21 protein-coding genes are annotated in these 23,146 nt (G+C 50.2%); 13 read left to right on the plus strand and 8 right to left on the minus strand.

Features of this window, described 5'->3' with window-relative positions; genetic code table 11:
• Window positions 1–9: 9 nt before the first annotated feature.
• Window positions 10–1,473 (minus strand): pyridoxal phosphate-dependent decarboxylase family protein, encoded by a 1,464-nt coding sequence (locus tag OGY06_RS12675; RefSeq protein WP_063940840.1) that lies wholly within the window; start codon window positions 1,471–1,473, stop codon window positions 10–12.
• Between the two features lie 15 nt (window positions 1,474–1,488).
• Entirely contained in the window at window positions 1,489–2,874 is a 1,386-nt protein-coding gene (locus tag OGY06_RS12680) for a diaminobutyrate--2-oxoglutarate transaminase (protein WP_008784983.1), read from the minus strand.
• A 608-nt stretch (window positions 2,875–3,482) separates the two neighbouring features.
• Between OGY06_RS12680 and lysC the strand changes: the two genes are divergently transcribed.
• Entirely contained in the window at window positions 3,483–4,844 is a 1,362-nt protein-coding gene (lysC, locus tag OGY06_RS12685) for a lysine-sensitive aspartokinase 3 (protein WP_267391805.1), read from the plus strand.
• Window positions 4,845–4,970: 126 nt separating this feature from the next.
• Here lysC and ychH read toward each other — a convergent pair whose 3' ends face one another.
• Window positions 4,971–5,252, minus strand: coding sequence for a stress-induced protein YchH (ychH, locus tag OGY06_RS12690; RefSeq protein WP_003833480.1), 282 nt, complete (start codon window positions 5,250–5,252; stop codon window positions 4,971–4,973).
• Between the two features lie 274 nt (window positions 5,253–5,526).
• On the opposite strand from ychH, the gene pth reads away from it, so the two are divergent.
• Window positions 5,527–6,111 (plus strand): aminoacyl-tRNA hydrolase, encoded by a 585-nt coding sequence (gene pth, locus OGY06_RS12695; RefSeq protein WP_003020814.1) that lies wholly within the window; start codon window positions 5,527–5,529, stop codon window positions 6,109–6,111.
• A gap of 115 nt (window positions 6,112–6,226) precedes the next feature.
• Window positions 6,227–7,321, plus strand: coding sequence for a redox-regulated ATPase YchF (gene ychF, locus OGY06_RS12700; protein WP_003020818.1), 1,095 nt, complete (start codon window positions 6,227–6,229; stop codon window positions 7,319–7,321).
• Between the two features lie 200 nt (window positions 7,322–7,521).
• On the opposite strand, the gene OGY06_RS12705 is transcribed toward ychF, so the two are convergent.
• Window positions 7,522–8,517 (minus strand): LacI family DNA-binding transcriptional regulator, encoded by a 996-nt coding sequence (locus OGY06_RS12705; RefSeq protein ID WP_003833484.1) that lies wholly within the window; start codon window positions 8,515–8,517, stop codon window positions 7,522–7,524.
• Window positions 8,518–8,691: 174 nt separating this feature from the next.
• On the opposite strand from OGY06_RS12705, the gene OGY06_RS12710 reads away from it, so the two are divergent.
• The 3 genes from OGY06_RS12710 to OGY06_RS12720 all read left to right on the plus strand — a co-directional run bounded on the left by OGY06_RS12710 (window position 8,692) and on the right by OGY06_RS12720 (window position 12,431).
• The gene (locus tag OGY06_RS12710; protein ID WP_003833486.1) at window positions 8,692–10,128 is read left to right on the plus strand and encodes a glycoside hydrolase family 32 protein; all 1,437 of its coding nucleotides are present in this window, start codon (window positions 8,692–8,694) and stop codon (window positions 10,126–10,128) included.
• Between the two features lie 30 nt (window positions 10,129–10,158).
• Window positions 10,159–11,106, plus strand: a complete 948-nt coding sequence (locus OGY06_RS12715; protein WP_197385819.1) for a PfkB family carbohydrate kinase — start codon at window positions 10,159–10,161, stop codon at window positions 11,104–11,106.
• A 65-nt stretch (window positions 11,107–11,171) separates the two neighbouring features.
• Window positions 11,172–12,431: an MFS transporter gene (locus OGY06_RS12720; RefSeq protein WP_193134056.1), complete on the plus strand. Its 1,260-nt coding sequence runs from the start codon at window positions 11,172–11,174 to the stop codon at window positions 12,429–12,431.
• A gap of 76 nt (window positions 12,432–12,507) precedes the next feature.
• Here the strand turns inward: OGY06_RS12720 and OGY06_RS12725 are convergent, their stop codons facing one another.
• The 4 genes from OGY06_RS12725 to ycgZ all read right to left on the minus strand — a co-directional run bounded on the left by OGY06_RS12725 (window position 12,508) and on the right by ycgZ (window position 14,042).
• A complete protein-coding gene (locus OGY06_RS12725; RefSeq protein WP_003833493.1) occupies window positions 12,508–13,059 on the minus strand; it encodes a LuxR C-terminal-related transcriptional regulator in 552 nt (183 codons plus the stop codon).
• 132 nt (window positions 13,060–13,191) lie between these two features.
• Window positions 13,192–13,458: a biofilm/acid-resistance regulator YmgB/AriR gene (locus OGY06_RS12730; protein WP_148361892.1), complete on the minus strand. Its 267-nt coding sequence runs from the start codon at window positions 13,456–13,458 to the stop codon at window positions 13,192–13,194.
• A 34-nt stretch (window positions 13,459–13,492) separates the two neighbouring features.
• Window positions 13,493–13,765, minus strand: coding sequence for a hypothetical protein (locus tag OGY06_RS12735; RefSeq protein ID WP_003833498.1), 273 nt, complete (start codon window positions 13,763–13,765; stop codon window positions 13,493–13,495).
• Window positions 13,766–13,805: 40 nt separating this feature from the next.
• Complete coding sequence (gene ycgZ / locus OGY06_RS12740; RefSeq protein ID WP_003833500.1) at window positions 13,806–14,042, minus strand: regulatory protein YcgZ; 237 nt, start codon at window positions 14,040–14,042, stop codon at window positions 13,806–13,808.
• 318 nt (window positions 14,043–14,360) lie between these two features.
• On the opposite strand from ycgZ, the gene OGY06_RS12745 reads away from it, so the two are divergent.
• The 7 genes from OGY06_RS12745 to OGY06_RS12775 all read left to right on the plus strand — a co-directional run bounded on the left by OGY06_RS12745 (window position 14,361) and on the right by OGY06_RS12775 (window position 23,023).
• Window positions 14,361–15,590 carry a diguanylate phosphodiesterase gene (locus OGY06_RS12745; RefSeq protein ID WP_048224091.1) on the plus strand — a complete coding sequence of 410 codons (1,230 nt, stop codon included), beginning with the start codon at window positions 14,361–14,363 and terminating at the stop codon, window positions 15,588–15,590.
• Window positions 15,591–15,793: 203 nt separating this feature from the next.
• Window positions 15,794–16,525, plus strand: coding sequence for a MerR family transcriptional regulator (locus OGY06_RS12750; protein ID WP_008784993.1), 732 nt, complete (start codon window positions 15,794–15,796; stop codon window positions 16,523–16,525).
• A 309-nt stretch (window positions 16,526–16,834) separates the two neighbouring features.
• Window positions 16,835–17,365 carry a Csu type fimbrial protein gene (locus OGY06_RS12755; protein ID WP_003833507.1) on the plus strand — a complete coding sequence of 177 codons (531 nt, stop codon included), beginning with the start codon at window positions 16,835–16,837 and terminating at the stop codon, window positions 17,363–17,365.
• A 14-nt stretch (window positions 17,366–17,379) separates the two neighbouring features.
• Complete coding sequence (locus OGY06_RS12760; protein ID WP_286605431.1) at window positions 17,380–18,102, plus strand: fimbrial biogenesis chaperone; 723 nt, start codon at window positions 17,380–17,382, stop codon at window positions 18,100–18,102.
• A 55-nt stretch (window positions 18,103–18,157) separates the two neighbouring features.
• Complete coding sequence (locus OGY06_RS12765) at window positions 18,158–20,443, plus strand: fimbria/pilus outer membrane usher protein (RefSeq protein ID WP_286605433.1); 2,286 nt, start codon at window positions 18,158–18,160, stop codon at window positions 20,441–20,443.
• A gap of 13 nt (window positions 20,444–20,456) precedes the next feature.
• Window positions 20,457–21,425 (plus strand): Csu type fimbrial protein, encoded by a 969-nt coding sequence (locus tag OGY06_RS12770; protein ID WP_286605435.1) that lies wholly within the window; start codon window positions 20,457–20,459, stop codon window positions 21,423–21,425.
• Window positions 21,426–21,748: 323 nt separating this feature from the next.
• Window positions 21,749–23,023, plus strand: coding sequence for a Glu/Leu/Phe/Val family dehydrogenase (locus tag OGY06_RS12775; RefSeq protein WP_003833513.1), 1,275 nt, complete (start codon window positions 21,749–21,751; stop codon window positions 23,021–23,023).
• The last annotated feature ends 123 nt before the right edge of the window (window positions 23,024–23,146 follow it).

The raw sequence follows: 23,146 nt of genomic DNA on the forward strand, positions 1-23,146 counted from the left end.
GCTTATTGCTTACGCGTTCAGCAGTTGCTCAGCCGTTGCCTTCACGCTCGCCAGCAGAACTTTAACGTCCTCCAGGCACACGGTAGGGTTCAGCAGCGTCAGCTTCAGGCATGTGACACCATCGGCTTCGGTCACGCCGACGTTGGCGCTACCAGAAGCCAGCAGAACGTCGCCAATACGCTGGTTCAGCAGCGCGACAAATGCCACGTCGTCACTTTGCGGGCGGAAGCGGAACAGCACGCTTGCCAGCTGTGGTTCCATCACCAGTTCAAGATGCGGCTGGGTTTTGACAAACTCAGCAACATCACGCGCCAGCGTCACACCGTTATCAATGATCTCGGCATACTGCTTTTTGCCCAGCGCTTCGAGGCCCATCCACAGCTTCAGCGCATCGAAACGACGCGTGGTCTGCAGCGACTTCGATACCAGGTTTGGTACGCCAGCCTCTTCATCGAAATCAGAGTTCAGATACGCCGCCTGGTAACGCATCAGCTCGTAGTGGCGCGCATCTTTTAACAGGAACGCACCGCAGCTGATGGTCTGGAAGAACTGCTTGTGGAAATCCAGCGTCACGGAATCGGCCAGCTCAAGGCCGTTCAGGAAGTCACGGTACTTCTCAGAAAGCAGTAACGCCCCGCCCCATGCTGCATCCACGTGCATCCAGATCTGATGTTCTGCCGCCAGCGCTGCAATATCCGCTAACGGATCGATTGCGCCCGCATCGGTAGTACCGGCAGTGGCGACAATTGCCATCACCTGCTCGCCGTTGGCTTTCGCCTGGGCCAGCTTGTCTTTCAGGTCAGCCAGATCCATGCGTGAAAACGCATCGGTCTTCACCTGGGTGACGGAACGGTAGCCCAGCCCCATCAGCGCCATGTTCTTCTGCACAGAGAAGTGCGCGCTTTCAGAGCAGAACACTTTGATTTTACTCAGATCACCGGTCAGACCATCCTGCTGAATGGAGTGCCCCTGGCGAGCGAAGAAAGCATCACGCGCCAGCATCAGGCCCATCAGGTTACTCTGTGTACCGCCGCTGGTGAATACGCCCGCATCGCCTGCCGGGTATCCAACCTGCTCACGCAACCACTCGATTAGCTTGATCTCTATGATGGTGGCCGACGGGCTCTGGTCCCAGGAGTCCATACTCTGGTTGGTGGCGTTGATCAGCACTTCCGCCGCCTGGCTTATTACCAGGCTCGGGCAGTGCAGATGCGCCACGCACTGCGCATGGTGAACCAACAAGCTGTCTTTGAGAAAGTATTCAACCGCACGCTCAATAGCGGCCTGGTTGCCCAGGCCCTGAGACGTAAAATTCAGGTTGATACGTTCACGCAGTTGCTCAACGGTTTTACCCTTATACATCTCAGGCTGCTTCAACCATTCAACGACCGCTTGCGTACTCTGCTCGATAGCGTCCTGATAAGCTGCAATGCTTTGCGCCGAGCCGGACAGAATCGGGTTTACGTCTGACATTCGATCCAACTCCGTTTAAACCGGCTTCACGCCAGCGCCCAGCAGGGCGTTTTCGAATTTATCGAGGAAGATTTCCAGCTCAGCGTTGGTGATCAGCAGTGACGGCAACAGGCGCAGCACGCAACCATTGCGGCCACCACGCTCCAGAATCAGCCCATTTTCGAAGCATTTTTTCTGCAGCAACGCGGACAGCTCGCCATCGGCCGGGTAGCAGCCCATGTGATCCTGCGCTTCGTTCGGCTTCACGATTTCCAGGCCGATCATCAGACCCAGACCGCGCACCTGGCCGATAACCGGGTAGCGTTTCTGCAGGTCAGCCAGTTTGCCTTTCAGCCACTCGCCCTGGGCAGCAACTTTATCGGCAATCTTGTCGTCTTTGAGGATCTTCAGCGTTGTCAGACCGGTCGCCATCGCCAACTGGTTGCCGCGGAAAGTACCAGTGTGGTGGCCCGGAGCCCACGCATCGAACTGCTTTTTAATGCCCAGCACCGCCAGTGGCAGACCGCCGCCAACCGCTTTGGACATCACGATGATATCTGGCTCAATACCGGCGTGTTCGAAGGCGAACAGTTTACCGGTACGTGCAAAGCCCGCCTGAACTTCATCGATGATCAGCAGAATGCCGTGCTCCTGCGTCACTTTACGAATGCGCTGCAGCCACTCGACCGGAGCCGGGTTCACGCCACCTTCACCCTGCACCGCTTCGAGGATCACGGCAGCCGGTTTACGCACGCCGCTTTCAACGTCGTTGATCAGGTTTTCGAAGTAGTAGGTTAATGCTTTGACGCCAGCGTCGCCGCCGATACCCAGCGGGCAACGGTACTGATGCGGATACGGCATAAACTGCACTTCCGCCATCATGTTGCTGACCGCTTCTTTCGGCGACAGGTTGCCGGTCACGGACAGCGCGCCGTGGGTCATCCCGTGGTAGCCGCCGGAGAAACTGATGATGCTGGAACGGCCGGTGACTTTCTTCGCCAGCTTCAGCGCCGCTTCAACAGCATCTGCGCCGGAGGGACCGGTAAACTGCAGGCAATATTCTTTGCCCTGACCCGGTAATAAAGAAAGTAAATATGATGAGAATTCATCTTTTAACGGCGTGGTAAGGTCAAGCGTATGTAACGGTAAGCCGCTTGTGATGACACTTTGAATGCTCTGCAGCACTTCAGGATGGTTATGACCAAGCGCCAGGGTTCCGGCACCTGCCAGGCAATCAAGATATTGATTATTTTCTACATCAGTAATCCAGACGCCCTGCGCTTTAGCGATCGCTAATGGCAGTTTACGTGGATAGCTGCGGACATTAGATTCAAACTCAGCCTGTCTTGCTAAAAAGGTATCATTGCTCTGTGGTAATGAATTAGCACTTAAAGTATCAATACGGACTTTATCCGTCATCATATCACTCCTACAACCAGGTGTAGATTAACACCTGATTGAATAAATGGTTATAAGGATTACCTGTAAAAAAGCGCGGCTAATATATGTTGTTTTAGCTTAGGACTCAATCATTTATTTTTCGGCATTAAAAATAACAACTTTCCCCTTAAAATTCAAAGCGTAACAACCATTTGCCATTACTAAATCCTAAAGAAATATATCTATTTAATTAACAATGTTGTAGCTAATTGCAACGCAGACAATCTAATAAAAACCATGAGATTTTCGTGTTTTTATTATTTTTTTACACGTTTTTACCATTAATGATGCTCGCGATATCTTGTGATGACATGATTTTTCACTTATTTGTCGATAAATCGAATAAAAAAGTCGATCCCTAAATATAAATCACTTAGTATGGCGCGCTTATTTACAGGCTATGTAGATAAAATTAATGCGCAGCACCCGATAACGCGTACAGGCGACACGCGTTATCGACAACAGGTATTCCCTGGGTTGTCAGCAGAAATGTTCGCGGGCGGACATTTCGTAAGGCGAACTTCGTTCCCTTATGCCGAGAATGAAAATTTTCTAGCCATACTTTTATGGCGCCCTGATATGAGATTGTTATGACTCGCATTTATCCACCATCCGTCGTTGCCAAATTTGGCGGCACCAGCGTCGCTGATTTTGATGCGATGAATCGAAGCGCCAGCATTGTCCTTGCTGATCAAGATGTCCATTTAGTCGTTTTGTCTGCTTCAGCAGGCGTGACAAACTTACTGGTTGAGCTTTCTGAAGGTCTGGAAACACATCAACAATTAGATAAGATTGAGACTTTACGCGCCATTCAATACAACATTATTTCCCGCCTGAAGCAGCCGTCCGTTATCAGCACGGAAATCGATAATCTTCTCAACAACATACGTCGTCTTGCACAAACGGCGATGGTTTCGCCGTCTGATGCGTTAAGCGATGAATTAGTCAGCCATGGCGAGCTGATGTCCTCGCTACTTTTTACTGAAGTCTTACGTGAACGGCATGCCGAGGCTGGGTGGTTTGACGCCCGTAGTGTGATGCGTACTAACTCGAACTTCGGCTGTGCCGAACCCGAGCTTGGCACACTGCACCACCAGGTGGAGACTCACCTGCGTCCTCGTCTTGAGCAAGCGATTATGGTGACTCAGGGATTTATCGGGCGTGATGCCGCAGGACACACCACAACGCTTGGACGCGGCGGTAGTGATTACACGGCAACACTTCTCGGTGAGGCACTTCACGCCGCACGCGTTGACATCTGGACCGACGTCGCAGGGATCTACACCACCGACCCACGCATTGCGCCGCGGGCCAAACGAATCGACCATATCTCATTTTCCGAGGCCAGCGATATGGCCGCCTACGGTGCGAAGGTCCTCCACCCGGCGACACTGCTCCCGGCAATGCGTAAAAGCATTCCGGTCTTTGTTGGCTCAAGTAAGGATACTGCAGCCGGAGGTACGCTGGTGCACAACACCACCGATAATCCACCTCGCTATCGTGCGCTCGCAGTTCGTCGGAAACAGACGCTGTTGCGGTTACACAGTCTGGAGAAGCAACCTTCCTGTTCTTTCCTGGCGCAGTCCTTCGCCATTTTAGCTCGCCATGCGGTCGCGGTGGATTTGGTTACAACCTCAGAGAATAGTATTGCGCTGGCGCTGGACGCCACTCATGCAACCTCAGGTGAAGACCATGTGCTGACCACCGCATTGTTTACCGCCTTGTCCTCCCACTGTCGTGTGGAAGTGGAAACCGGACTGGCGTTGGTCACTTTGGTGGGGAATCAACTCACACAGGCTGCGGGAGTTTGCAAAGACGTTTTTGCCTGGCTTGAAGAGCATACGGTACGAATGATTTGCCATGGGGCGTCAAACGACAACCTGAGCATCCTGTTACCGGCTGACAATGCAGACAGCGCGATCAAAGCGTTACATTATCGGTTATTCGAATAACGTTTCTTTGTAGTATGCCACCAAAGGTAGAAGTCGTTTAATCCAGTACTGACGAAAAAGCAGAGCCCTGGTTTTTAAACCAGGACTTTGTGTTCAAACAACCGCACTCCGAGTTGGGAGAGCTATTTAGTTATGCCGATGATTGGTATCACCGCGACGGCAGCGTTTGTCATAGTGGCGCACCCACCAGTAACGATCGCTGATTTGTTCGTGCCCCCCCACTCTGGCACCCGCCAACCAAAGGACACCACCAACAAAAATACTGAGCACGGCACCATGTGCGAAAAACTGTGGCAGATTAAATTGCGGCAGTTGGTTTAAAATAGAGTAACCAACACCACCCACCATCACCACCAACCCTAAAGCCATGAGCACGTTACCGAGTAACGAAGCGTTTTTGCGTTTCATGTGTCACCTCCGGAACTTTGGGTTGTTACAGGGAATACCCCTAATCCTTATGTGTAAAGTATAGACAACACTGCCGTTCGCAAGTGCGGGAGCGATCACAATTACAAACACTCATGCAACAAAACTTTACAAATAAGCTACTGAACATACTCATTTTCTAATAGTCCATTTGTGCAATTATTCAGCTTTTGGCGATAAGCACGCAGTTTTTTGTCAACAGCAGCGTCAGACAGTAAACTACACGTCGTTTATCGAAACACTCAGGACAAAACACGTGGCGATTAAATTGATTGTCGGCCTGGCAAACCCCGGCGCAGAGTATGCGGCAACGCGACACAATGCAGGCGCATGGTATGTCGATCTGCTGGCAGAAAGATTACGCGCTCCCCTGCGCGATGAGCCGAAATTCTTCGGCTACACCTCCAGAGTTACGCTTGAAGGTGAAGACGTCCGTCTGCTGGTGCCAACCACATTTATGAATCTGAGCGGCAAGGCTGTCGGTGCGATGGCCAGTTTTTATCGTATTAACCCCGATGAAATTTTGGTCGCACACGATGAGTTAGACCTGCCCCCTGGCGTGGCCAAATTTAAGCTTGGCGGCGGTCATGGCGGACATAATGGCCTGAAAGACATCATTAGTAAGTTAGGTAATAACCCCAACTTTCATCGTTTACGCGTTGGAATTGGCCATCCGGGCGATAAAAACAAAGTTGTCGGATTTGTTTTAGGCAAACCGCCTGTTTCAGAACAGAAGTTAATTGATGAAGCAATTGACGAAGCGGCACGTTGTACCGAGATTTTGTTCAAAGACGGCCTGACCAAAGCGACGAGCCGGTTACACACCTTTAAAGCGCAATAAGCAGCGATGTGCGGCATTTTTCTCGCGTGCTGTGTATAATAGGCAAAGTTATTTACATTTCTACAATCTGTTTTCCATAACAGGTTGAATATCAAAAGATTAAGGTGATTTAAACATGGGATTCAAATGCGGTATCGTCGGTTTGCCAAACGTAGGCAAATCCACCCTGTTCAACGCGCTCACAAAAGCGGGTATTGAAGCGGCAAACTTCCCGTTCTGTACTATCGAGCCGAACACCGGTGTTGTCCCGATGCCCGATCCGCGTCTGGATCAGCTGGCCGAAATCGTCAAACCGCAGCGTATCCTGCCAACAACGATGGAATTCGTCGACATCGCCGGTCTGGTAAAAGGCGCGTCCAAAGGTGAAGGTCTGGGTAACCAATTCCTGACCAACATCCGTGAAACCGAAGCTATCGGCCACGTGGTGCGTTGCTTTGAAAACGACAACATCATCCACGTTAATAACAAAGTGGATCCGGCTGACGACATTGAAGTTATCAATACCGAGCTGGCGTTGTCCGACCTCGATACCTGTGAGCGCGCTATCCATCGCGTGCAGAAGAAGGCCAAAGGCGGCGACAAAGACGCTAAAGCAGAGCTGGCTGCGCTGGAAAAATGCCTGCCACAGCTGGAAAACGCTGGCATGCTGCGCGCGCTGAAAACGCTGACTGACGAAGACAAAGCGGCCATCAAATACCTGAGCTTCCTGACGCTGAAGCCAACAATGTACATCGCCAACGTCAACGAAGACGGTTTTGAAAACAACCCATACCTAGATAAAGTGCGCGAAATCGCGGCTGCCGAAGGTTCTGTTGTGGTTGCCGTTTGCGCTGCCGTTGAAGCTGACATCGCTGAACTCGATGATGCTGACCGTGAAGAATTCATGGCTGAAATGGGTCTGGAAGAGCCGGGCCTGAACCGCGTTATCCGTGCTGGCTACGAATTGCTGAACCTGCAGACCTACTTCACTGCTGGCGTGAAAGAAGTCCGTGCCTGGACCATTCCTGTCGGTGCCACGGCTCCACAGGCGGCCGGTAAAATCCATACCGACTTCGAGAAAGGTTTTATCCGCGCACAAACCATCGCGTTTGAAGATTTCATCACCTATAAAGGTGAGCAAGGTGCGAAAGAAGCTGGGAAAATGCGTGCCGAAGGTAAGGACTATATCGTCAAAGATGGCGATATCATGAACTTCCTGTTCAACGTCTAAATAAGTTTTGTTGTCTCATGAGGTTTGACTGAATCTCATGACAACGGTAAAACTCTATAAAATCCACGCAATTGCGTGGATTTTTCATTTCATAGCATCTCAGAGGCTCCCGCTGCTGCGCATCTGAAAGTTGGCACCAAACACGATGACCAAAAAGGCTGAGCTATTTTGGCAAAACAGCAGTAGCCACGTGAGCGTACTCATATTGAGGCGCGCGGAAGCCAGGGGCTGTCTACCCGCACTGTATCCCGGTGATCGAGCCCCTGGATAAGATGCAGCGCGCTAAGACGACCGATTTCATAGTGCGGCAGCTGTACCGTTGATAGCGGCGGCAAAAATAGCTCGCCGGTGCCCACCATATTGTCATAGCCCAGCACAGCGACGTCCTGCGGAATGCGCAGCCCTCGCCCCAGCAAGAGCTGGTAGATAACAAAAGCCACGCGGTCGTTACCGCACACCACCGCATCGAACATCGGGCACGCGCCTCTCAGGTAATGCCCGGCAATCTCCGCCGCATCAATATGGTGGCGCTCGCCCGGCGGAAGATAGTGGTGGAACATTGCATCAGGGTCGACACCCGCTTCACGACAAGCCCTCTCCATTCCCGCCCGACGGCGATCGGTCGCCACAATTCCTTTCGGCAGGTGGATGCACAGCAGTCGGCGATAGCCTGCGGCCAACAGCGCTTTCACGCCAAGATATTGCCCTTGTTCATCATCGGGAATATAGGTGGGGAAAGGGCCGCTTGTGCTTTCGCAGTTCGCCAGCACGCAGCGATACTTATGCAGCTTTTCCGGTACCGGTACCTGGCGCAGTCCCATCGCGGTGTAGATAATACCGTCCGGGCGATGTGCCAACAGCAGATCAACCATTTTCTCTGGCTTGTCATTGCTGAACATATTCACCACAAAGCTATTCCAACCGTGCGCCCGCGCGGTCTCTTCGATAGAGAGCGTTATCTCCACGGAAAATGGCGTAGTCATGGTGTCCAGCGCCAGCACCCCAATCGTGTTAGCAGTGGTTTTCGCGCCACGAATTTTTTTAGCGGAGAGATCGGAGACATACCCCAGCGCATCTACCGCTTCCATCACCTTTTTATAGGTTTCAGGCCGTAGTCGTTCGGGCTCGTTAATCGCCCGCGATACGGTCATTAACGAGACGTTAGCCCGCTGCGCCACATCCTTTAAAGATGCCATACCCTCTCCTTCGCCGATGTTCATTTTGCCGGGGTCTGAAAATGCGATCTCGATAACACCCGCAAAATGTTAACGTTAACTTTTGTGATTAACATCGATATTACCATCAAATCTGCGAGAAAACCGAGAATGTTAACGTTATCTTTTGATCAATTCACTTACAGGGACAAGCAAATGACGTCACTACTTTCCAAAGCCAACGAAGCCTTAAGCCAGCAGAAAGACCTTGTAAACCCGCGCTGGTATCCACGCTATCACCTGGCGCCACCGGCGGGTTGGATGAATGATCCCAACGGTCTGTCCTGGTTCGATGGTTACTACCATGCGTTCTATCAGCACTATCCGTGGCAGCCGGTCTGGGGACCAATGCACTGGGGCCATGCGCGCAGCCGCGATATGGTGAACTGGGAGCACTTGCCCATCGCACTGGCACCAGAAGGGCCGGAAGATAAAGACGGCTGTTTTTCCGGTTCAGCGGTGGTTGAAGGCAATAAGCTGGCCCTGATCTACACCGGACACAAGTTTGACGGCGAGGCGAATGAGGAAAACCTGTATCAGGTACAGTGCCTGGCCACCAGCACCGACGGGATTCACTTTGAACGCCAGGGCATGATTCTGGATACCCCGCGAGGCGTACACCATTTTCGCGATCCGAAAGTCTGGCAAGAGGGAGACAGCTGGTACATGGTGGTGGGCGCCCGGGTCGATGACGTGGGCGAAGTGCAGCTCTATCGCTCGCAGGATCTACAGCACTGGCAGTTTGCCAGCACGCTCGGCAGGGCCGATGACGGCATGGGCTACATGTGGGAGTGCCCGGACCTCTTCCCACTCAACGATAAGCTCGTCTTCATGTTCTCGCCGCAGGGCATCGCCGCAGACGGATACGATTGCCGTAACCTGTTCCAGAGCGGTTATATGGTCGGCGAATGGCAGGATAATCTCCATTTTCACGTCACCCACGCCTTCCAGGAGATGGATCACGGGCATGATTTTTACGCCCCCCAGTCATTTACCACCCCGGATGGGCGCCGCATCGTGATTGGCTGGCTGTCGATGTGGGAATCGCCAATGCCAGAACAAGCCGACGGCTGGGCGGGCATGCTTACCCTCCCCCGCGAGGTGACGCTCGATACCGATCAGCGGCTGCGTATGAACCCAATTAAAGAACTGGAATCATTGCGCGGTCCGCTCCATGTCTGGCCAGTTAGCGAACTGCACAATCGCACCCTGATGGTAGAGGAGCAGGCGCACGCTATTGAAGTCGAACTGAGCCTCGATATCGCCCGCAGCAGTGCTGAAGAATATGGTATCGCGCTGGGTGACGGGATGCGCATCTACGTCGATAGCCAGGCACAGCGTCTGGTGCTGGATCGTCGCTACCCGCAGCATGGTCTCTCTGGTTATCGCAGCGTGCCGCTGCCAGTTGGTGACCGGCTGGATCTGCGCTTATTTATCGACAGCTCCTCGGTAGAGGTATTTGTCAATCACGGTGAATATACCCTTAGCAGTCGTATTTATCCTGAACCGGACGATCGCCAGCTGACCTTATTCAGCCAGAACGGACACGCCATTTTTAATCAAGGGCAGGCCTGGCCGCTCAGCGCCAAATAAACACCCGTCTTACTGCTTTGGGGAAAAATAATGACTATCTGGACGCTCGGAGACGCCGTGGTGGATTTATTGCCGCGCGACAATATGCAGTTTGAAGCCTGTGCGGGAGGCGCTCCCTTCAATGTGGCAATCGGCGTCGCTCGCCTTGGCCGCGCCAGCGGTTTTATTGGCCGTGTGGGCAATGACACTTTTGGTCGCTTTCTGCATCAGACGCTGGAAACAGCGCAGGTGGATACAGGAAGTCTGGAGTTTGATGCACATCAGCACACCAGTACCGTACTGGTTTCACTGGCTCCCAACGGCGAGCGACAGTTTGAGTTTTTGGTCAATCCGTCTGCCGATCAATTTCTCAGCCCGGCGAGTCTGCCCGACTTTGGTGCCGATATTCTGCACTTCTGCTCGCTGGCGCTGGTTGCCCCTGACTGCCGCGCCACCCTCGCCCAGGCAATGGCCGCATTGCGACAGACCGGCGGTACTCTGAGCTTTGACATCAATCTGCGTCCGCAGATGTGGAGCAACGAGATGCAGATGTTTGACCTTGTCAACGAGTTTGCCCGGCAGAGCGACATTCTGAAGATGTCAGAAGAAGAGCTGCTGTGGCTAACACAGACCAACTGTCTCAGTAGCGCCCGCGAACGTCTGGTTGATTTTCCTGCACGCCTGAAAATCGTCACCCGCGGTGCCGACGGCGCTATCGCTTTCTGGCAAAACAGCAGGCTAACTTTAAGCGGCTATAACGTCGAAAGTATCGATACCACTGGCGCCGGTGATGCCTTTATGGCCGGGTTGCTGGCGGCACTCGCCGAGGAAGGCTGGCCCACATCGACGTCAACGCTACTTCCACTTATCGAGCAGGCCAGCGCTTGTGGTGCTCTGGCGACCACCCGGCGTGGCGCGCTAAGCGCGTTTCCCGACAGCCAACACCTGAGCAGCTTTATTCAGTCACAACCATCGCTACGGAGAACGATTACCCCGTAATAAAGCGAACTCGTTACGTCGTATCAGAAAGACCTTACAATGACCTGATCTGGATTGGAAAAATCATGAAGATAAATATGCCGTTCAGTAATGACAAATATCGGTACTCATCCGGGTACCTGCTTTTTTTCTTTGCCGCCTGGTCGTTGTGGTGGTCTTTTTATGCGATATGGCTAAAAAATAAACTTGGCCTGTCCGGAACGGAGCTGGGAATGCTGTATGCCGTAAACCAGTTCTTTAGCATGCTGTTTATGCTGGTCTACGGTTTTCTGCAGGATAAGCTCGGCACCCGCAAACACCTTATCTGGTTGATGGGGATAGTCATCACGCTCAGCGGCCCGTTCCTGATTTATGTTTACGAACCGCTGCTGACCTCCAACTTCAAGCTTGGTATGGCGCTGGGAGCCATTTTCTTTGGCCTTGGCTACCTCGCGGGTTGTGGTCTGGTAGAAAGCTTCGTCGAAAAAGTGAGCCGCAAATTCAACTTTGAATTCGGTACCGCCCGCTTGTGGGGATCGCTTGGCTACGCCGCAGGGACATTTGTTGGTGGTATCTTCTTCAGCATCAACCCACACATTAACTTCTGGTGCGTATCGGTAATGGGGGTATTATTCCTGTTGATTAACGTGTTGTTCAAAACCAACTCATCCGCCCCATCTTCTGTAAAAACGCGCTCTCCTGAACCCGACGCGCTGACCCGAAATGATTTTCTCACTATCTTTAAAGATACGCAGTTCTGGTTTTTCGTCATCTTTGTCGTCGGTACCTGGTCGTTCTATAGCATCTACGATCAGCAGATGTTCCCGGTGTTTTACGCCAGCTTATTTGACGATCCTGAACTGGCACCACGCGTATACGGCTACCTCAACTCGGTACAGGTCTTTATGGAAGCCGTCGGTATGGCGCTGGTTCCATTCCTGATTAACCGCATCGGGCCTAAATCCGCATTGCTGCTGGGCGGCACAATCATGACCTGTCGAATCCTGGGTTCAGCACTGTTCACCGATATCTATATTATCTCCTTGATTAAAATGCTCCATGCGCTGGAAGTCCCACTGTTTGTTATTTCAGTGTTTAAATTCAGCGTAGCGAATTTTGATAAACGCCTGTCGTCAACGATATACCTTATTGGCTTCAATATCGCCAGTTCCATCGGCATCATCGTGCTGTCACTGCCTGTCGGTAAGTTGTTTGATAAAGTGGGGTATCAGGAAATCTTCCTGATTATGGCCAGCATTGTGGTAATAACGCTAATATTTGGCTACTTCTCGTTGAGCAAAAAGCATCATCAGCAGAAGATGGGAAATGAACTGGTGACAGAGTAGCGAAGTTTAAAATATACCGGACAGGGCCATTGGCCCTGTCGTATCCCCCAACAGTAAGTACGAACTGTCGATTTACTCAGGCATGTTCCAGCCAGTTACGGAATATTTTCGCTCGCAGTATTCCCTGAAAATCAATCAGCCCAGAACAACCAAGCTTCTTGATCAGATTCTGCCTGGCCTGGTAAATCGTTTTTAAATGTAGATTTAACAAGGCGGATATCTCAACAATAGTTCGCCCCTCCCCTAACTGCGTTAAAATATATTTATCTCGCGCAGTTAGAGAAATATTTAGTTCCGACTGATTGTCGTGTATACCGCCAGAACGAGTAATATCAATAATAAATTGTTTGAATGTGGCAACGCTAACATCTATTGGCAGTCTGTAAAGTGATAAATCATTGAGATATCTGTACAGATGACCATCAATCAGCAGTACCAGACGATGCGTACTCAGATCGTAATTTTGTCTTTTTACCGCGTTAAAGTGATTCGCGGTAAAGAACACCAGTCGCGCCTTATCATCTTCAAAAACGATATCTGCAAGAATATTCTTTAACCCTTGCCTGATAAAAATATCATCAATCCATAACTCTGCGTTTCCAGTGTATTCCTGAACGATGTTCATCATTATGGCCTCAATGAAAAATCACAATTGTTCTAGAGAAGGTGCTATGTATAGTCTTAATCAAAAAATGCTCAGCATGAGTGCTTTCAGCATATAACAAAGGTGCTGTACATATTATATTAATATGAAGACTTTTTAGACATCGTCAGCTGTGTAGCGTAACACTATTTCCAGGGTCTTTCTGATAATATCGGCCTGAACAACGTCAACTGTTGACTCCAGAGAACCAATCAGGCTTAAAATGATGTTTTTATTATTAACATTATCACCTGCAAGAATTACATTTGTTACCGCCTGCCCCAATACCGCAGACTCATCTGCTAATAGCTCACCTGCATTATGGAAGTAACTTGATAAAGCTTTATCCGTCATTACACTGTGGACATTAATTTCATGAAGCATGGTAACCTCGCTTGTATAGTCTGGAAGATTATCTTTAATGTAATTTAGGGTTTTTGCTGGCACTGAAAGCACTCTCATCTCTGGTTTTATCCGGTTTTCTACTTATCTTCCCCGGATTAATGTTTGTAAAATCATTGATAACGCTGTCAATTAATTGCTTGCGTGTGCTATCTATTTCACTGGCCTGCATAAGTCGCAATTGCTTAATCACTGCAGCTAACGAAACGTCTGTATGCATTCGCAAAATTTCTAGCACAGCCAAACCTGTAATTTCATGTTTCAGGCGTTCACTATCAGTTTTCTTCATAACTCCTTCACTACTTACCCCTATAAGTAAGGGGTTTGTTTTATTCAAAAAGCAGGCCAATTAACGCATTGTAATGTTTCTGTTCTTTCTCCCCGGATGCTTTTTCAAGACGACACAGAAGCTTGGTGCAAAGTGATTTGCGGTTCAGATTTCGTCCATCCTTGAGTATCTCAGTGACGATTTCTCCCAATGTTTCCTGTTGAGTTGGCAGATGCGCCTTCGCAAAGTAACGAGAAATCGCGCTTGCAGTATCAGTGCGAACGGTATGCTGCTGCATGTCATGCTCCTGTAACATAATGCTGGTGAATATTAAGTTTTATAACAGTAGCAAAGTTGTACCAAAAATGTGTACAAAACGAACCATCAATTTTTATCAAAAAGTGCTAAATCAATACAATCAACAGCTTGCATCAATATACAACCACATAAAATCAAATTCATTTGTACAATTCACTTCTTTTAACAAATGAATTCGATCTGTTTAAGGACCTTTGTTTGTAAAAATAAAGTTAGAATAATGTATTAGAATCAGGACATAAGCTGGTTTGTTTGATACTGTACATACCTCTTCCCTTCCCTTGATCCCGGACTGCCCATGCTCACGACCATTATTTACCGTAGCCATCTACGTGATGACGCCCCCCTCAGAGCGCTTGAGGATATGGTGACAGCCGCAAATCTAAAAAACCGGCGATCCGATGTTACGGGGATTTTACTCTTTAATGGCCGCCACTTTTTCCAACTGCTTGAAGGTCCTGAGGAGCAGGTAAAAGAGATTTATCGTTGTATATGTAACGATCCACGGCACCACAATATCGTTGAGCTGATGTGTGATTACGCGCCTGCGAGAAGATTCGGAAAGGTGGGGATGGAGTTATTTGATTTACAAAAACATGAACGCAATGACGTCCTGCAAGCGGTACTTAACAAGGGAACATCAAAATTTCAGCTCACCTATGATGACCGGGCATTACAGTTTTTCCGCACATTTGTCCTTGCGACGGAAAAATCGAGTTATTTTGAAATACCTGCTCCTGATTACTGGAGTTTTATTGCCGACAACTCTTGTACTCTCCTGGATGAAAGCACACTCCCGTCCAATATCGATTTCAGCTTTGCTTTTCAACCCATTATCGATCCTATGTCGCAGCGCGTCATTGCTCTGGAAGCACTTATTCGTGGTAGAGACGGTGAAACGCCCGCAACTTATTTTGGCAACTTAAATCCTGAAGAACTGTATACCGCGGATCTGCAAAGCAAAAAGACTGCTTTTGCAATGGCAAGCGCGCTGGGACTTAACGACAAAATGCTGTCAGTCAATCTGCTCCCCATGACCCTGGTAAACAAACCCGATGCAGTCAGCTTTCTGATAAACGAAATCGCGGCGCACGGACTGGTGCCTGAACAAATCATTGTAGAGTTTACCGAAAGCGAAGTTATATCGCGCTTTGATACGTTCGCGCAGGCCGTAAAGTCACTCAAGGCTGCGGGGATCTGTGTGGCGATAGATCATTTTGGGGCAGGTTTTGCCGGGCTTCAGCTTCTGTCTCGTTTTCAACCCGACCGAATTAAGATAAGCCGCGAGCTGATCACGGATGTGCATAAAAGTGGACCAAGACAGGCCATCATTCAGGCAATTATCAAATGCTGCACTTCACTGGAAATCATGATTTCCGCTGTCGGCGTTGAAAAACCTGAAGAGTGGATGTGGCTTGAGTCCGCAGGTATTGAAATCTTCCAGGGTAACCTTTTTGCACAAGCCTGCCTGAATGGTATTCCGTCTGTTGCATGGCCAGAGAAAAATGATTTCTCAGCGTCAAAATAACTAACGCATTGTTATAAATAAAAAATCACCACAACCGCCCTCATGCTGAACATAAAAATTCAGCATTTGCTCCCTGCGTGATAGTAAAGTAAATCTTATTTTTGCTAGAATCCTCTGTATGTTTTGTACAATTTGATGCATGTTGTACAAAATAACAGGAACCGCATATCGGTGACGGAGAATCAGGAGTGTCCGGGGGAACTATGGCTTATTACAGCATTGGGGATGTCGCAGAACGTTGCGGGATAAATCCTGTCACCCTTCGGGCATGGCAACGACGTTACGGTTTACTCAAACCTCAACGCAGTGAAGGTGGCCACCGACTCTTTGATGAAGAAGATATTCAGCGTATTGAAGAAATAAAACGTTGGATTAGCAATGGCATACCTGTTGGGAAAGTTAAGGCATTGCTGGAAACCAGTACCCGTCAAGCTGACGACGACTGGAATCAATTACAAGAAGAGATGATGAGCATTCTTCGCATGGCGCATCCACCGAAGCTGCGAGCCAAAATTACCGCACTCGGTCGTGTTCACCCTGTAGATGCGCTGATCGATCACGTTTATCTCCCCGTACGTCAACGGCTGATACTTGACCATAATACATCCCGCATAATGAACAGCATGCTTGATGGCGCATTGATTGAATATGTTGCCACACTGCTGTCTGAAACGCGGCGCAAGTCAGGAAAGGATGCCCTCCTGATGGCCTGGGATGTTGAAGACAGAACCCGCCTGTGGCTCGAAGCCTGGCGCTTATCGCAATCTGGTTGGCACATTGCCGTTCTGGCTGAACCCATTGAATCGCCAAGACCCGAACTTTTCCCTGGGCAAACCCTTTTTGTCTGGACCGGTATTACGCCAACCCGCAGACAAAATGAACTGCTCCAACACTGGAATGAGCAAGGTTATAAGGTCATTTTCCACAGCCCATAACCTACACGTAATACGTGTAAGATAAATAATACAACTCTCATTTTGTGGGTGGTTATTTTGAGTACCATCCAAGGAATATGTTGCCCTCTATCCTCCTGACTTAACCTCGGCCATAGCATAAAAACAAAACAATATACTAACCCATTGGTATTATTTTTTTGCAGACGACATCACCTTTTTCCTAAGTAAAATTCATTAGATCAACTGGCGTACGTCTAATACTTATTCTAGGGTTAAATTATGTCTTCTTGTGCCACATTATTGTTTTTCTAAAGTAATAAATGTGGTTATTTGAAAAAGGTAAAGGATATGGCTCTAGTCTTAGACAAACGCTTAATTCTTTGTTGCTGCGCCTTTTCCATTATTTCTGTGGCAAATGCAGCAACCGTTAACGGAACATTTCAGGTGCTGATGACGATTCAAAAGGCCTGTACCGTAACTGCCGGTTCGGCTTCAAATATTACACTTGGTCCGGTGAATACCACGGCGACAAATACCAGTGCAAGCAACACTATTTCAATTAATTGCTCAAAAACCACACCCTATTTTATCGGTCTGGCACCGTCGGCTGCCAATGGAGGGACGACAACGGGTTCGGGCGCCATGTCCTCCGTAGCTAACGCTGCCACCAATACCGATAAAGTGCCCTATCAGCTAAATCGTACGTCAGCAACAGGTCCGGTGTGGGGGAATACCGCCACCGACACCGCACCAGGAAATGGGGTAGCGGCGACGGGTACAGGTCTGGCGCAAACGTATACTGTTTATGCCACCGCACCGAGCGCCAACTTCACTCCTGACGACTATGCCGATACGGTAACAGTTAACGTTAACTACTAACTTCTGGAAGCCATATGAGAGTAAAACTGCCTGTAAAGCAGTGTGCCTGCGCATGCCTGCTAGGGATGGTTGCGAGCGTCAATCTAGCCACCGCCAGCGGACTGCAAATAGCCCCGGTCACGTTAACGTTGCAAGCGACGCAAAATGCCGATGGTATCTGGCTGAGTAACGCGGGTGAAAATGTGCTCAATGCCCAGGTTCGGGTTTTTCGCTGGAGTCAAAGCGCTTATGACGACAAACTTTCCCCCTCTCAGGGGCTGGTGATTAGCCCGCCGATGTTGGCATTAGCCCCAGGAGAACGTCAGTTGATTCGAGTTATTCGCACAAGCCCTCCCTCGGCACATGCCGAAGACGCTTATCGTTTATCGATAGATGAGTTACCGCCTGCAAAAGTCGAAAAAAACAAGCTTCAGTTTGTGCTGCATTATTCTGTTCCTGTTTTCATTCAACCAACATCAGCGGCACAAACGCAGGCAAAACTACAATGGAAATTACAACAACTGGATGGCAAAAAATTTATTGAAGTCAGTAATCAGGGAAATGGGCATGCACAGTTATCTGCTGCAACATTTATAAGCCCTGATGGTACTAAAAAAGTCATTACACCCGGACTATTAGGCTACGTTTTACCCGGGGCAACAATGCGCTGGATAGTCTCCCCGTCAGCCAGGAATAATCATTATGGCGGGAAAGTTGAAGTCACAATCAATGGCCAAAAAACAGTACAAGATCTGTAACAGATCCTGGCTTCTGGTGAAATATTGCTTTCTCAATGGAGTATTAATATCGGGAATGGTTTGCGCACAAACGCTGAATAATAACCAGAATGAAAGTGGTGTTATTAATAGCGCCTCGCAGATTACGGGTGTCGATTTGTATCTCGACGTCACCTTAAATGGAAATCCCGTTGGGCTGGTACATTTTGGCTACGAAAATGGAAAGCTTTATGCAGGAGCAGATACTCTGCGTAAAATGGGCTTTCGCTTTGCTCCAGACGCCACTAACGCCGTCGGCCTGAACGATATCCCCCAGCTAACCATTGACTACAACGTTCAGTTGCAAACGCTCTCGCTTACTGCGCCACTCAGTTCACTCGATCTTGCGACCACGCAGCTTAACTCGCCCACCGAAACCGTGCCAACGGCAACAACATCACGCGGGGCGCTGCTCAATTATGATATCTATACGCAACAGGGGGATGAAAGCGCAATCAATACCTTCAGCGAAATTCGCGCCTTCAATGCGGCCGGCGTGCTCAGCACCACCCAGTTGACGCAGTTCTCTACCGAGGAATATGCCGATAACAGCGTTGAGCGCCTTGATACCAGCTGGCGTACGTCATTTCCTGATTCGATGTTGGCGTTAACCGTTGGCGATACCCTGACAAATTCACTCATCTGGTCCCGACCGACGCGAATCGGCGGCATTCAGATAGGCACCGATTTTGGGTTGCAGCCCTATATGCCAACCACCCCGCTTCCAGCATATCTGGGATCCGCGACGTTACCGTCAAACGTTGAGCTGTACGTCGACGGCGTCAGGTACTACAACGGAGAAGTCCCCGCAGGTAGCTTTCAGATCAACACAATGCCTAACATCAGCGGCGCGGGAACGGGTCAGGTGATGATGACAGATGCGTTGGGCAGAACGAGCGTACAAAATTTCTCGTTCTACAACGATCAGCAACTCCTGCGGGAAGGATTAACCGCCTGGTCGGCAGAATTAGGCACGGTACGCGAAAATTATGGTTACTCCTCTTTTGATTATGCCAGCGCACCAGTATTGAGCGCTACGTGGCGTCGCGGGTTTAGCAATACGTTCACTGCCGGGACTCATGCGGAAACCAGCGATGGACTGATTAACGCGGGCTTCAGTAACGACTGGATCCCGGGAACCCGCAGCGGCACGTTTTCGACCTCACTTGCCGCAAGTACCGACTCAGGAAAGAACGGTTATTTGTACAGTTTTGGTTACCGTTGGTCCGGTGAACGGTTTAATTTCAGTACCAGTACCACGGCAACTTCCGGCGATTATCGCGATGTCGCCACCCATTACGGCGAGCCGCCCCCCACGCTTAACAGCAACACTGTTATTGGCTATTCGCTGGAAGCAGCCGGTAATGTCAGCCTGAGCTATTTGCAGTTTCGTTATCCACACGAAAATGCGGTGCGCTACGCCAACGCCAGCTGGTTTAAGTCTGTTACAGACAACATCTCACTGAATGCCGGATTCAATCAGAACATTGACGATAACCGCGATCGCAGTCTCTATTTGATGGTGACGATCACGACCGACAACAATCTGAGCGCCAGCAGCACCCTACAACGTACCAACGACGAAACCGGCTACCAGCTCAATGCCAGCCTGACGCCCCCTGCCGACGGCGGCTGGGGCTGGAATCTGGCCGCCAGTCAGCAGGCTTCCCGGCAAAGTGGCCAGGGAGAAGTGGGATATCTGGGACGTTATGGTAAAGCGTACGCGGGATTCAGCCGTTTACCGGATAACCATTACGGTTATGCCGGCGCAACCGGATCGCTGGTGACCATGGGAGGCGGCCTGTTTGCAGCAAGAGAAATCAATAATGGTTTTGCCGTGGTTTCAACTGACGGCGTGCCTGATGTTCCGGTCAAATTGCAAAATAACCTGATTGGTCGCAGCGATGACCAGGGACTACTGTTGGTCACGCCGCTCAACAGTTATCAAAAAAACCTGATCAGTATTGACCCGATGGATCTCCCCACCAATGTGCGGATCGCACGCGTTGAGACGAATGCCACGCCAGCCGATCGTTCCGGTACTTTGGTTAGCTTTGGCATCACCCCCGTCCGCGCTGCGCAGATTATCCTCGTCGATAATCAGGGTAAGCCAATTCCTGAAGGCAGCATGGCTTACGCCATCAACGGAAAAGGACAATCGTCTGTCGTTGGCTTTGATGGAATGACATGGTTCGACACCCTGGAGCAGCACAACACGCTGCGCGTTGAGACGGACACCGGTAGTTGTCGCGTGCAATTTGACTATCCCGCGTCAGCAAAGGGGATTACGCAAATAGGCCCACTGGTTTGTCGCCCACACTAACAGGAGTGCGCTCATGAGGTTAAGACATTTGCTACTCATCGCTGCCGTACTTTTTTGTCCGGCAATTAGCCATGCGGTAACCTGTTCGGTGAGCAATGTGCAACCCATAAATTTAGGTTCGGTCAATCCACTGTCTGCGACAGGCGCAACGTCATCAATGACGTTCAGTTACACTTGCACCAAAGAGCTTGGTGACGTGCTGGCAGGGATCAATCTCTGTTTTAATATTGGCGCCTCGGCCGTCAGTGGCCAGGTGACACCGCGAAATATGTCGTTAATCGGCACGCCTGCCAGAACGCTGGCATACCAGCTTTACCAGGATAGCGGGCGCACCAAAGTCTGGGGCAGCCAGTATCAGTCGGGAACCACTTTTCCCATGGTACAGCTTAACCTGCTGAATCTGACGCCAGTGACAGGTTCACTCACGGTATCGGCGCAGATCGTCACGCCACAAATCGCCGCCGTCCCCGGAAACTATCAGGATAGCTATACGGCGGCGACAGCCCTTGTCACCCTTAATCCTGGATTGCTTTTCCCGCCGACCACCTGTGGTGATACCGTTGCCGCCAGGTTTCCTTTCACCGTCACAGCTGCTGTCAGCAAACAGTGTAATATCACCTCCGCGACTAACATCAGCTTTGCTCCCACCAGCGGAACGGGTCGTAATCTCACGGCGTCAAATAACGTAGGCGTAGCCTGCTCTAATAACACGCCTTACACCATCGGACTTCAACCCTCCAACGGCAATACGGCAGGCAGCGGCGTGATGGCAGGCACGGGGTCAAATACGGATAAAGTTCCCTACCAGCTTAGTTCGACGCCAGGTCCTTCCGGTACGATCTGGGGCAATACTGCGCTTAATACCGTTGCGGGCAGCGGCACGGGGACAACGACTACCTACCCGGTTTACGCCACCGTTCCCAGCGCGAACTACACGCCAGACAACTATGCCGATACTGTCACCATCGCCGTGACCTACTGACGCCCAGCTTAACAGCAATAAAGCAAACACATTTTATTATCATATTATTTACTTTTAGAGGTGCGTCATAAATCTGACAAATTGCGATTTTTACAAGTTATGCATATTAAACTACATAAACCGCAAAAAAAACCGCAATGACAGCCAAAATAAAGAATAACTATTCACCACCAAGCCAAAACCCACACTAATCATACCGATAATCCGTGTTAGCCAGGCAGGCCGTTCTATGAAAAAAATGTTAAATTTAGGTTTATATGGTGAGATTCACTGTATACCACGGCCAAATTAAGAACATATTACTTTTATAACTAAGGTTTATCATGGATAAGTTATCTTACGCTTCAGATAGCAGCACATCTGCCTGGAATACCTACCTGCAACAAATCGAGCGTGTGGCCCCTTACCTGGGCGAACTTTCCCATTGGGTGGACACCCTGCGCCACCCAAAACGCGCGCTGATTGTCGATATCCCGGTGCAGATGGATGACGGCACTATCCGTCATTTTGAAGGGTATCGCGTGCAACATAACCTTTCCCGCGGTCCGGGCAAAGGCGGTGTGCGTTATCATCCTGATGTTGATCTTAATGAAGTGATGGCCCTGTCTGCATGGATGACCATCAAATGCGCAGCGTTGAATCTGCCGTACGGCGGAGCCAAAGGCGGTGTGCGCGTCGATCCGTTCTCACTTTCTGAAGGTGAACTGGAGCGTTTAACCCGCCGTTATACCAGCGAAATCGGCATTATCATTGGGCCGCAGAAAGACATTCCTGCGCCGGATGTAGGTACGAACGGAAAAGTCATGGCCTGGATGATGGATACCTACTCCATGAACCACGGCACCACCGTGACCAGTGTGGTCACCGGTAAACCTATTCACCTCGGCGGCTCGTTAGGCCGTGATAAAGCCACCGGTCGCGGCGTTTTCGTCAGCGGTCTGGAAGTCGCGCGTCGTGCGAACATTGAAGTTGAAGGCGCTCGCGTAGCGGTACAAGGTTTCGGTAACGTCGGCAGCGAAGCCGCCCGCCTGTTCGCCGCAGCGGGTGCGCGTGTCGTCGCTATTCAGGATCACACCGCAACGCTGTTTAACTCCACGGGTATCGACATGACCGCGCTGTCTGCCTGGCAGTTAGAGCACAAACAGATTGCCGGTTTCCCAGGCGCTGAAACCATCGCCAGCGAAGCCTTCTGGAGCGTGGAGATGGATATCCTGATCCCTGCCGCGCTGGAAGGACAGATTACCCGTCAGCGTGCAGAAATACTGACCTGCAAACTGGTACTTGAGGGCGCTAACGGCCCGACTTTCCCGGATGCCGATGATATGCTGGCAAGCCGCGGTATCATCGTGGTACCTGACGTCGTATGTAACGCAGGCGGCGTAACCGTCAGCTACTTCGAATGGGTCCAGGACATGGCAAGCTTCTTCTGGAGTGAAGAAGAGATCAACAATCGCATGGACAAAATCATGACTGATGCGATGGTGCACGTATGGGAAAAAGCAGCTGAGAAATCCTGCTCCCTGCGTACCGCAGCCTACATTGTTGCCTGCGAACGCATTCTGCTGGCACGTAAAGATCGCGGAATTTATCCGGGCTAATACGACGTCAGATACGCCAACGTTTTTGACCGACGATAAACGCCAGTCGTGAGTTACGCCAATAATGCTGCATTATTTGTGGCATTATTGGCGTGTAGTAGCCTGATTCATCTGCCCCGCTTT

Source organism: Citrobacter sp. Cpo147, from assembly GCF_030332405.1.
In the GTDB taxonomy this organism is placed as follows: domain Bacteria; phylum Pseudomonadota; class Gammaproteobacteria; order Enterobacterales; family Enterobacteriaceae; genus Citrobacter; species Citrobacter portucalensis.

Bases quoted from the DNA above. Each gene is read 5' to 3' on its own strand.
- OGY06_RS12675 (WP_063940840.1), bottom strand. From the start codon at position 1,473: ATGTCAGACGTAAACCCGATTCTGTCCGGCTCGGCGCAAAGCATTGCA.
- OGY06_RS12680 (WP_008784983.1), bottom strand. From the start codon at position 2,874: ATGATGACGGATAAAGTCCGTATTGATACTTTAAGTGCTAATTCATTA.
- lysC (WP_267391805.1), top strand. From the start codon at position 3,483: ATGACTCGCATTTATCCACCATCCGTCGTTGCCAAATTTGGCGGCACC.
- ychH (WP_003833480.1), bottom strand. From the start codon at position 5,252: ATGAAACGCAAAAACGCTTCGTTACTCGGTAACGTGCTCATGGCTTTA.
- ychF (WP_003020818.1), top strand. From the start codon at position 6,227: ATGGGATTCAAATGCGGTATCGTCGGTTTGCCAAACGTAGGCAAATCC.
- OGY06_RS12705 (WP_003833484.1), bottom strand. From the start codon at position 8,517: ATGGCATCTTTAAAGGATGTGGCGCAGCGGGCTAACGTCTCGTTAATG.
- OGY06_RS12710 (WP_003833486.1), top strand. From the start codon at position 8,692: ATGACGTCACTACTTTCCAAAGCCAACGAAGCCTTAAGCCAGCAGAAA.
- OGY06_RS12715 (WP_197385819.1), top strand. From the start codon at position 10,159: ATGACTATCTGGACGCTCGGAGACGCCGTGGTGGATTTATTGCCGCGC.
- OGY06_RS12720 (WP_193134056.1), top strand. From the start codon at position 11,172: ATGAAGATAAATATGCCGTTCAGTAATGACAAATATCGGTACTCATCC.
- OGY06_RS12725 (WP_003833493.1), bottom strand. From the start codon at position 13,059: ATGATGAACATCGTTCAGGAATACACTGGAAACGCAGAGTTATGGATT.
- OGY06_RS12730 (WP_148361892.1), bottom strand. From the start codon at position 13,458: ATGCTTCATGAAATTAATGTCCACAGTGTAATGACGGATAAAGCTTTA.
- OGY06_RS12735 (WP_003833498.1), bottom strand. From the start codon at position 13,765: ATGAAGAAAACTGATAGTGAACGCCTGAAACATGAAATTACAGGTTTG.
- ycgZ (WP_003833500.1), bottom strand. From the start codon at position 14,042: ATGCAGCAGCATACCGTTCGCACTGATACTGCAAGCGCGATTTCTCGT.
- OGY06_RS12745 (WP_048224091.1), top strand. From the start codon at position 14,361: ATGCTCACGACCATTATTTACCGTAGCCATCTACGTGATGACGCCCCC.
- OGY06_RS12750 (WP_008784993.1), top strand. From the start codon at position 15,794: ATGGCTTATTACAGCATTGGGGATGTCGCAGAACGTTGCGGGATAAAT.
- OGY06_RS12755 (WP_003833507.1), top strand. From the start codon at position 16,835: ATGGCTCTAGTCTTAGACAAACGCTTAATTCTTTGTTGCTGCGCCTTT.
- OGY06_RS12760 (WP_286605431.1), top strand. From the start codon at position 17,380: ATGAGAGTAAAACTGCCTGTAAAGCAGTGTGCCTGCGCATGCCTGCTA.
- OGY06_RS12765 (WP_286605433.1), top strand. From the start codon at position 18,158: ATGGTTTGCGCACAAACGCTGAATAATAACCAGAATGAAAGTGGTGTT.
- OGY06_RS12770 (WP_286605435.1), top strand. From the start codon at position 20,457: ATGAGGTTAAGACATTTGCTACTCATCGCTGCCGTACTTTTTTGTCCG.
- OGY06_RS12775 (WP_003833513.1), top strand. From the start codon at position 21,749: ATGGATAAGTTATCTTACGCTTCAGATAGCAGCACATCTGCCTGGAAT.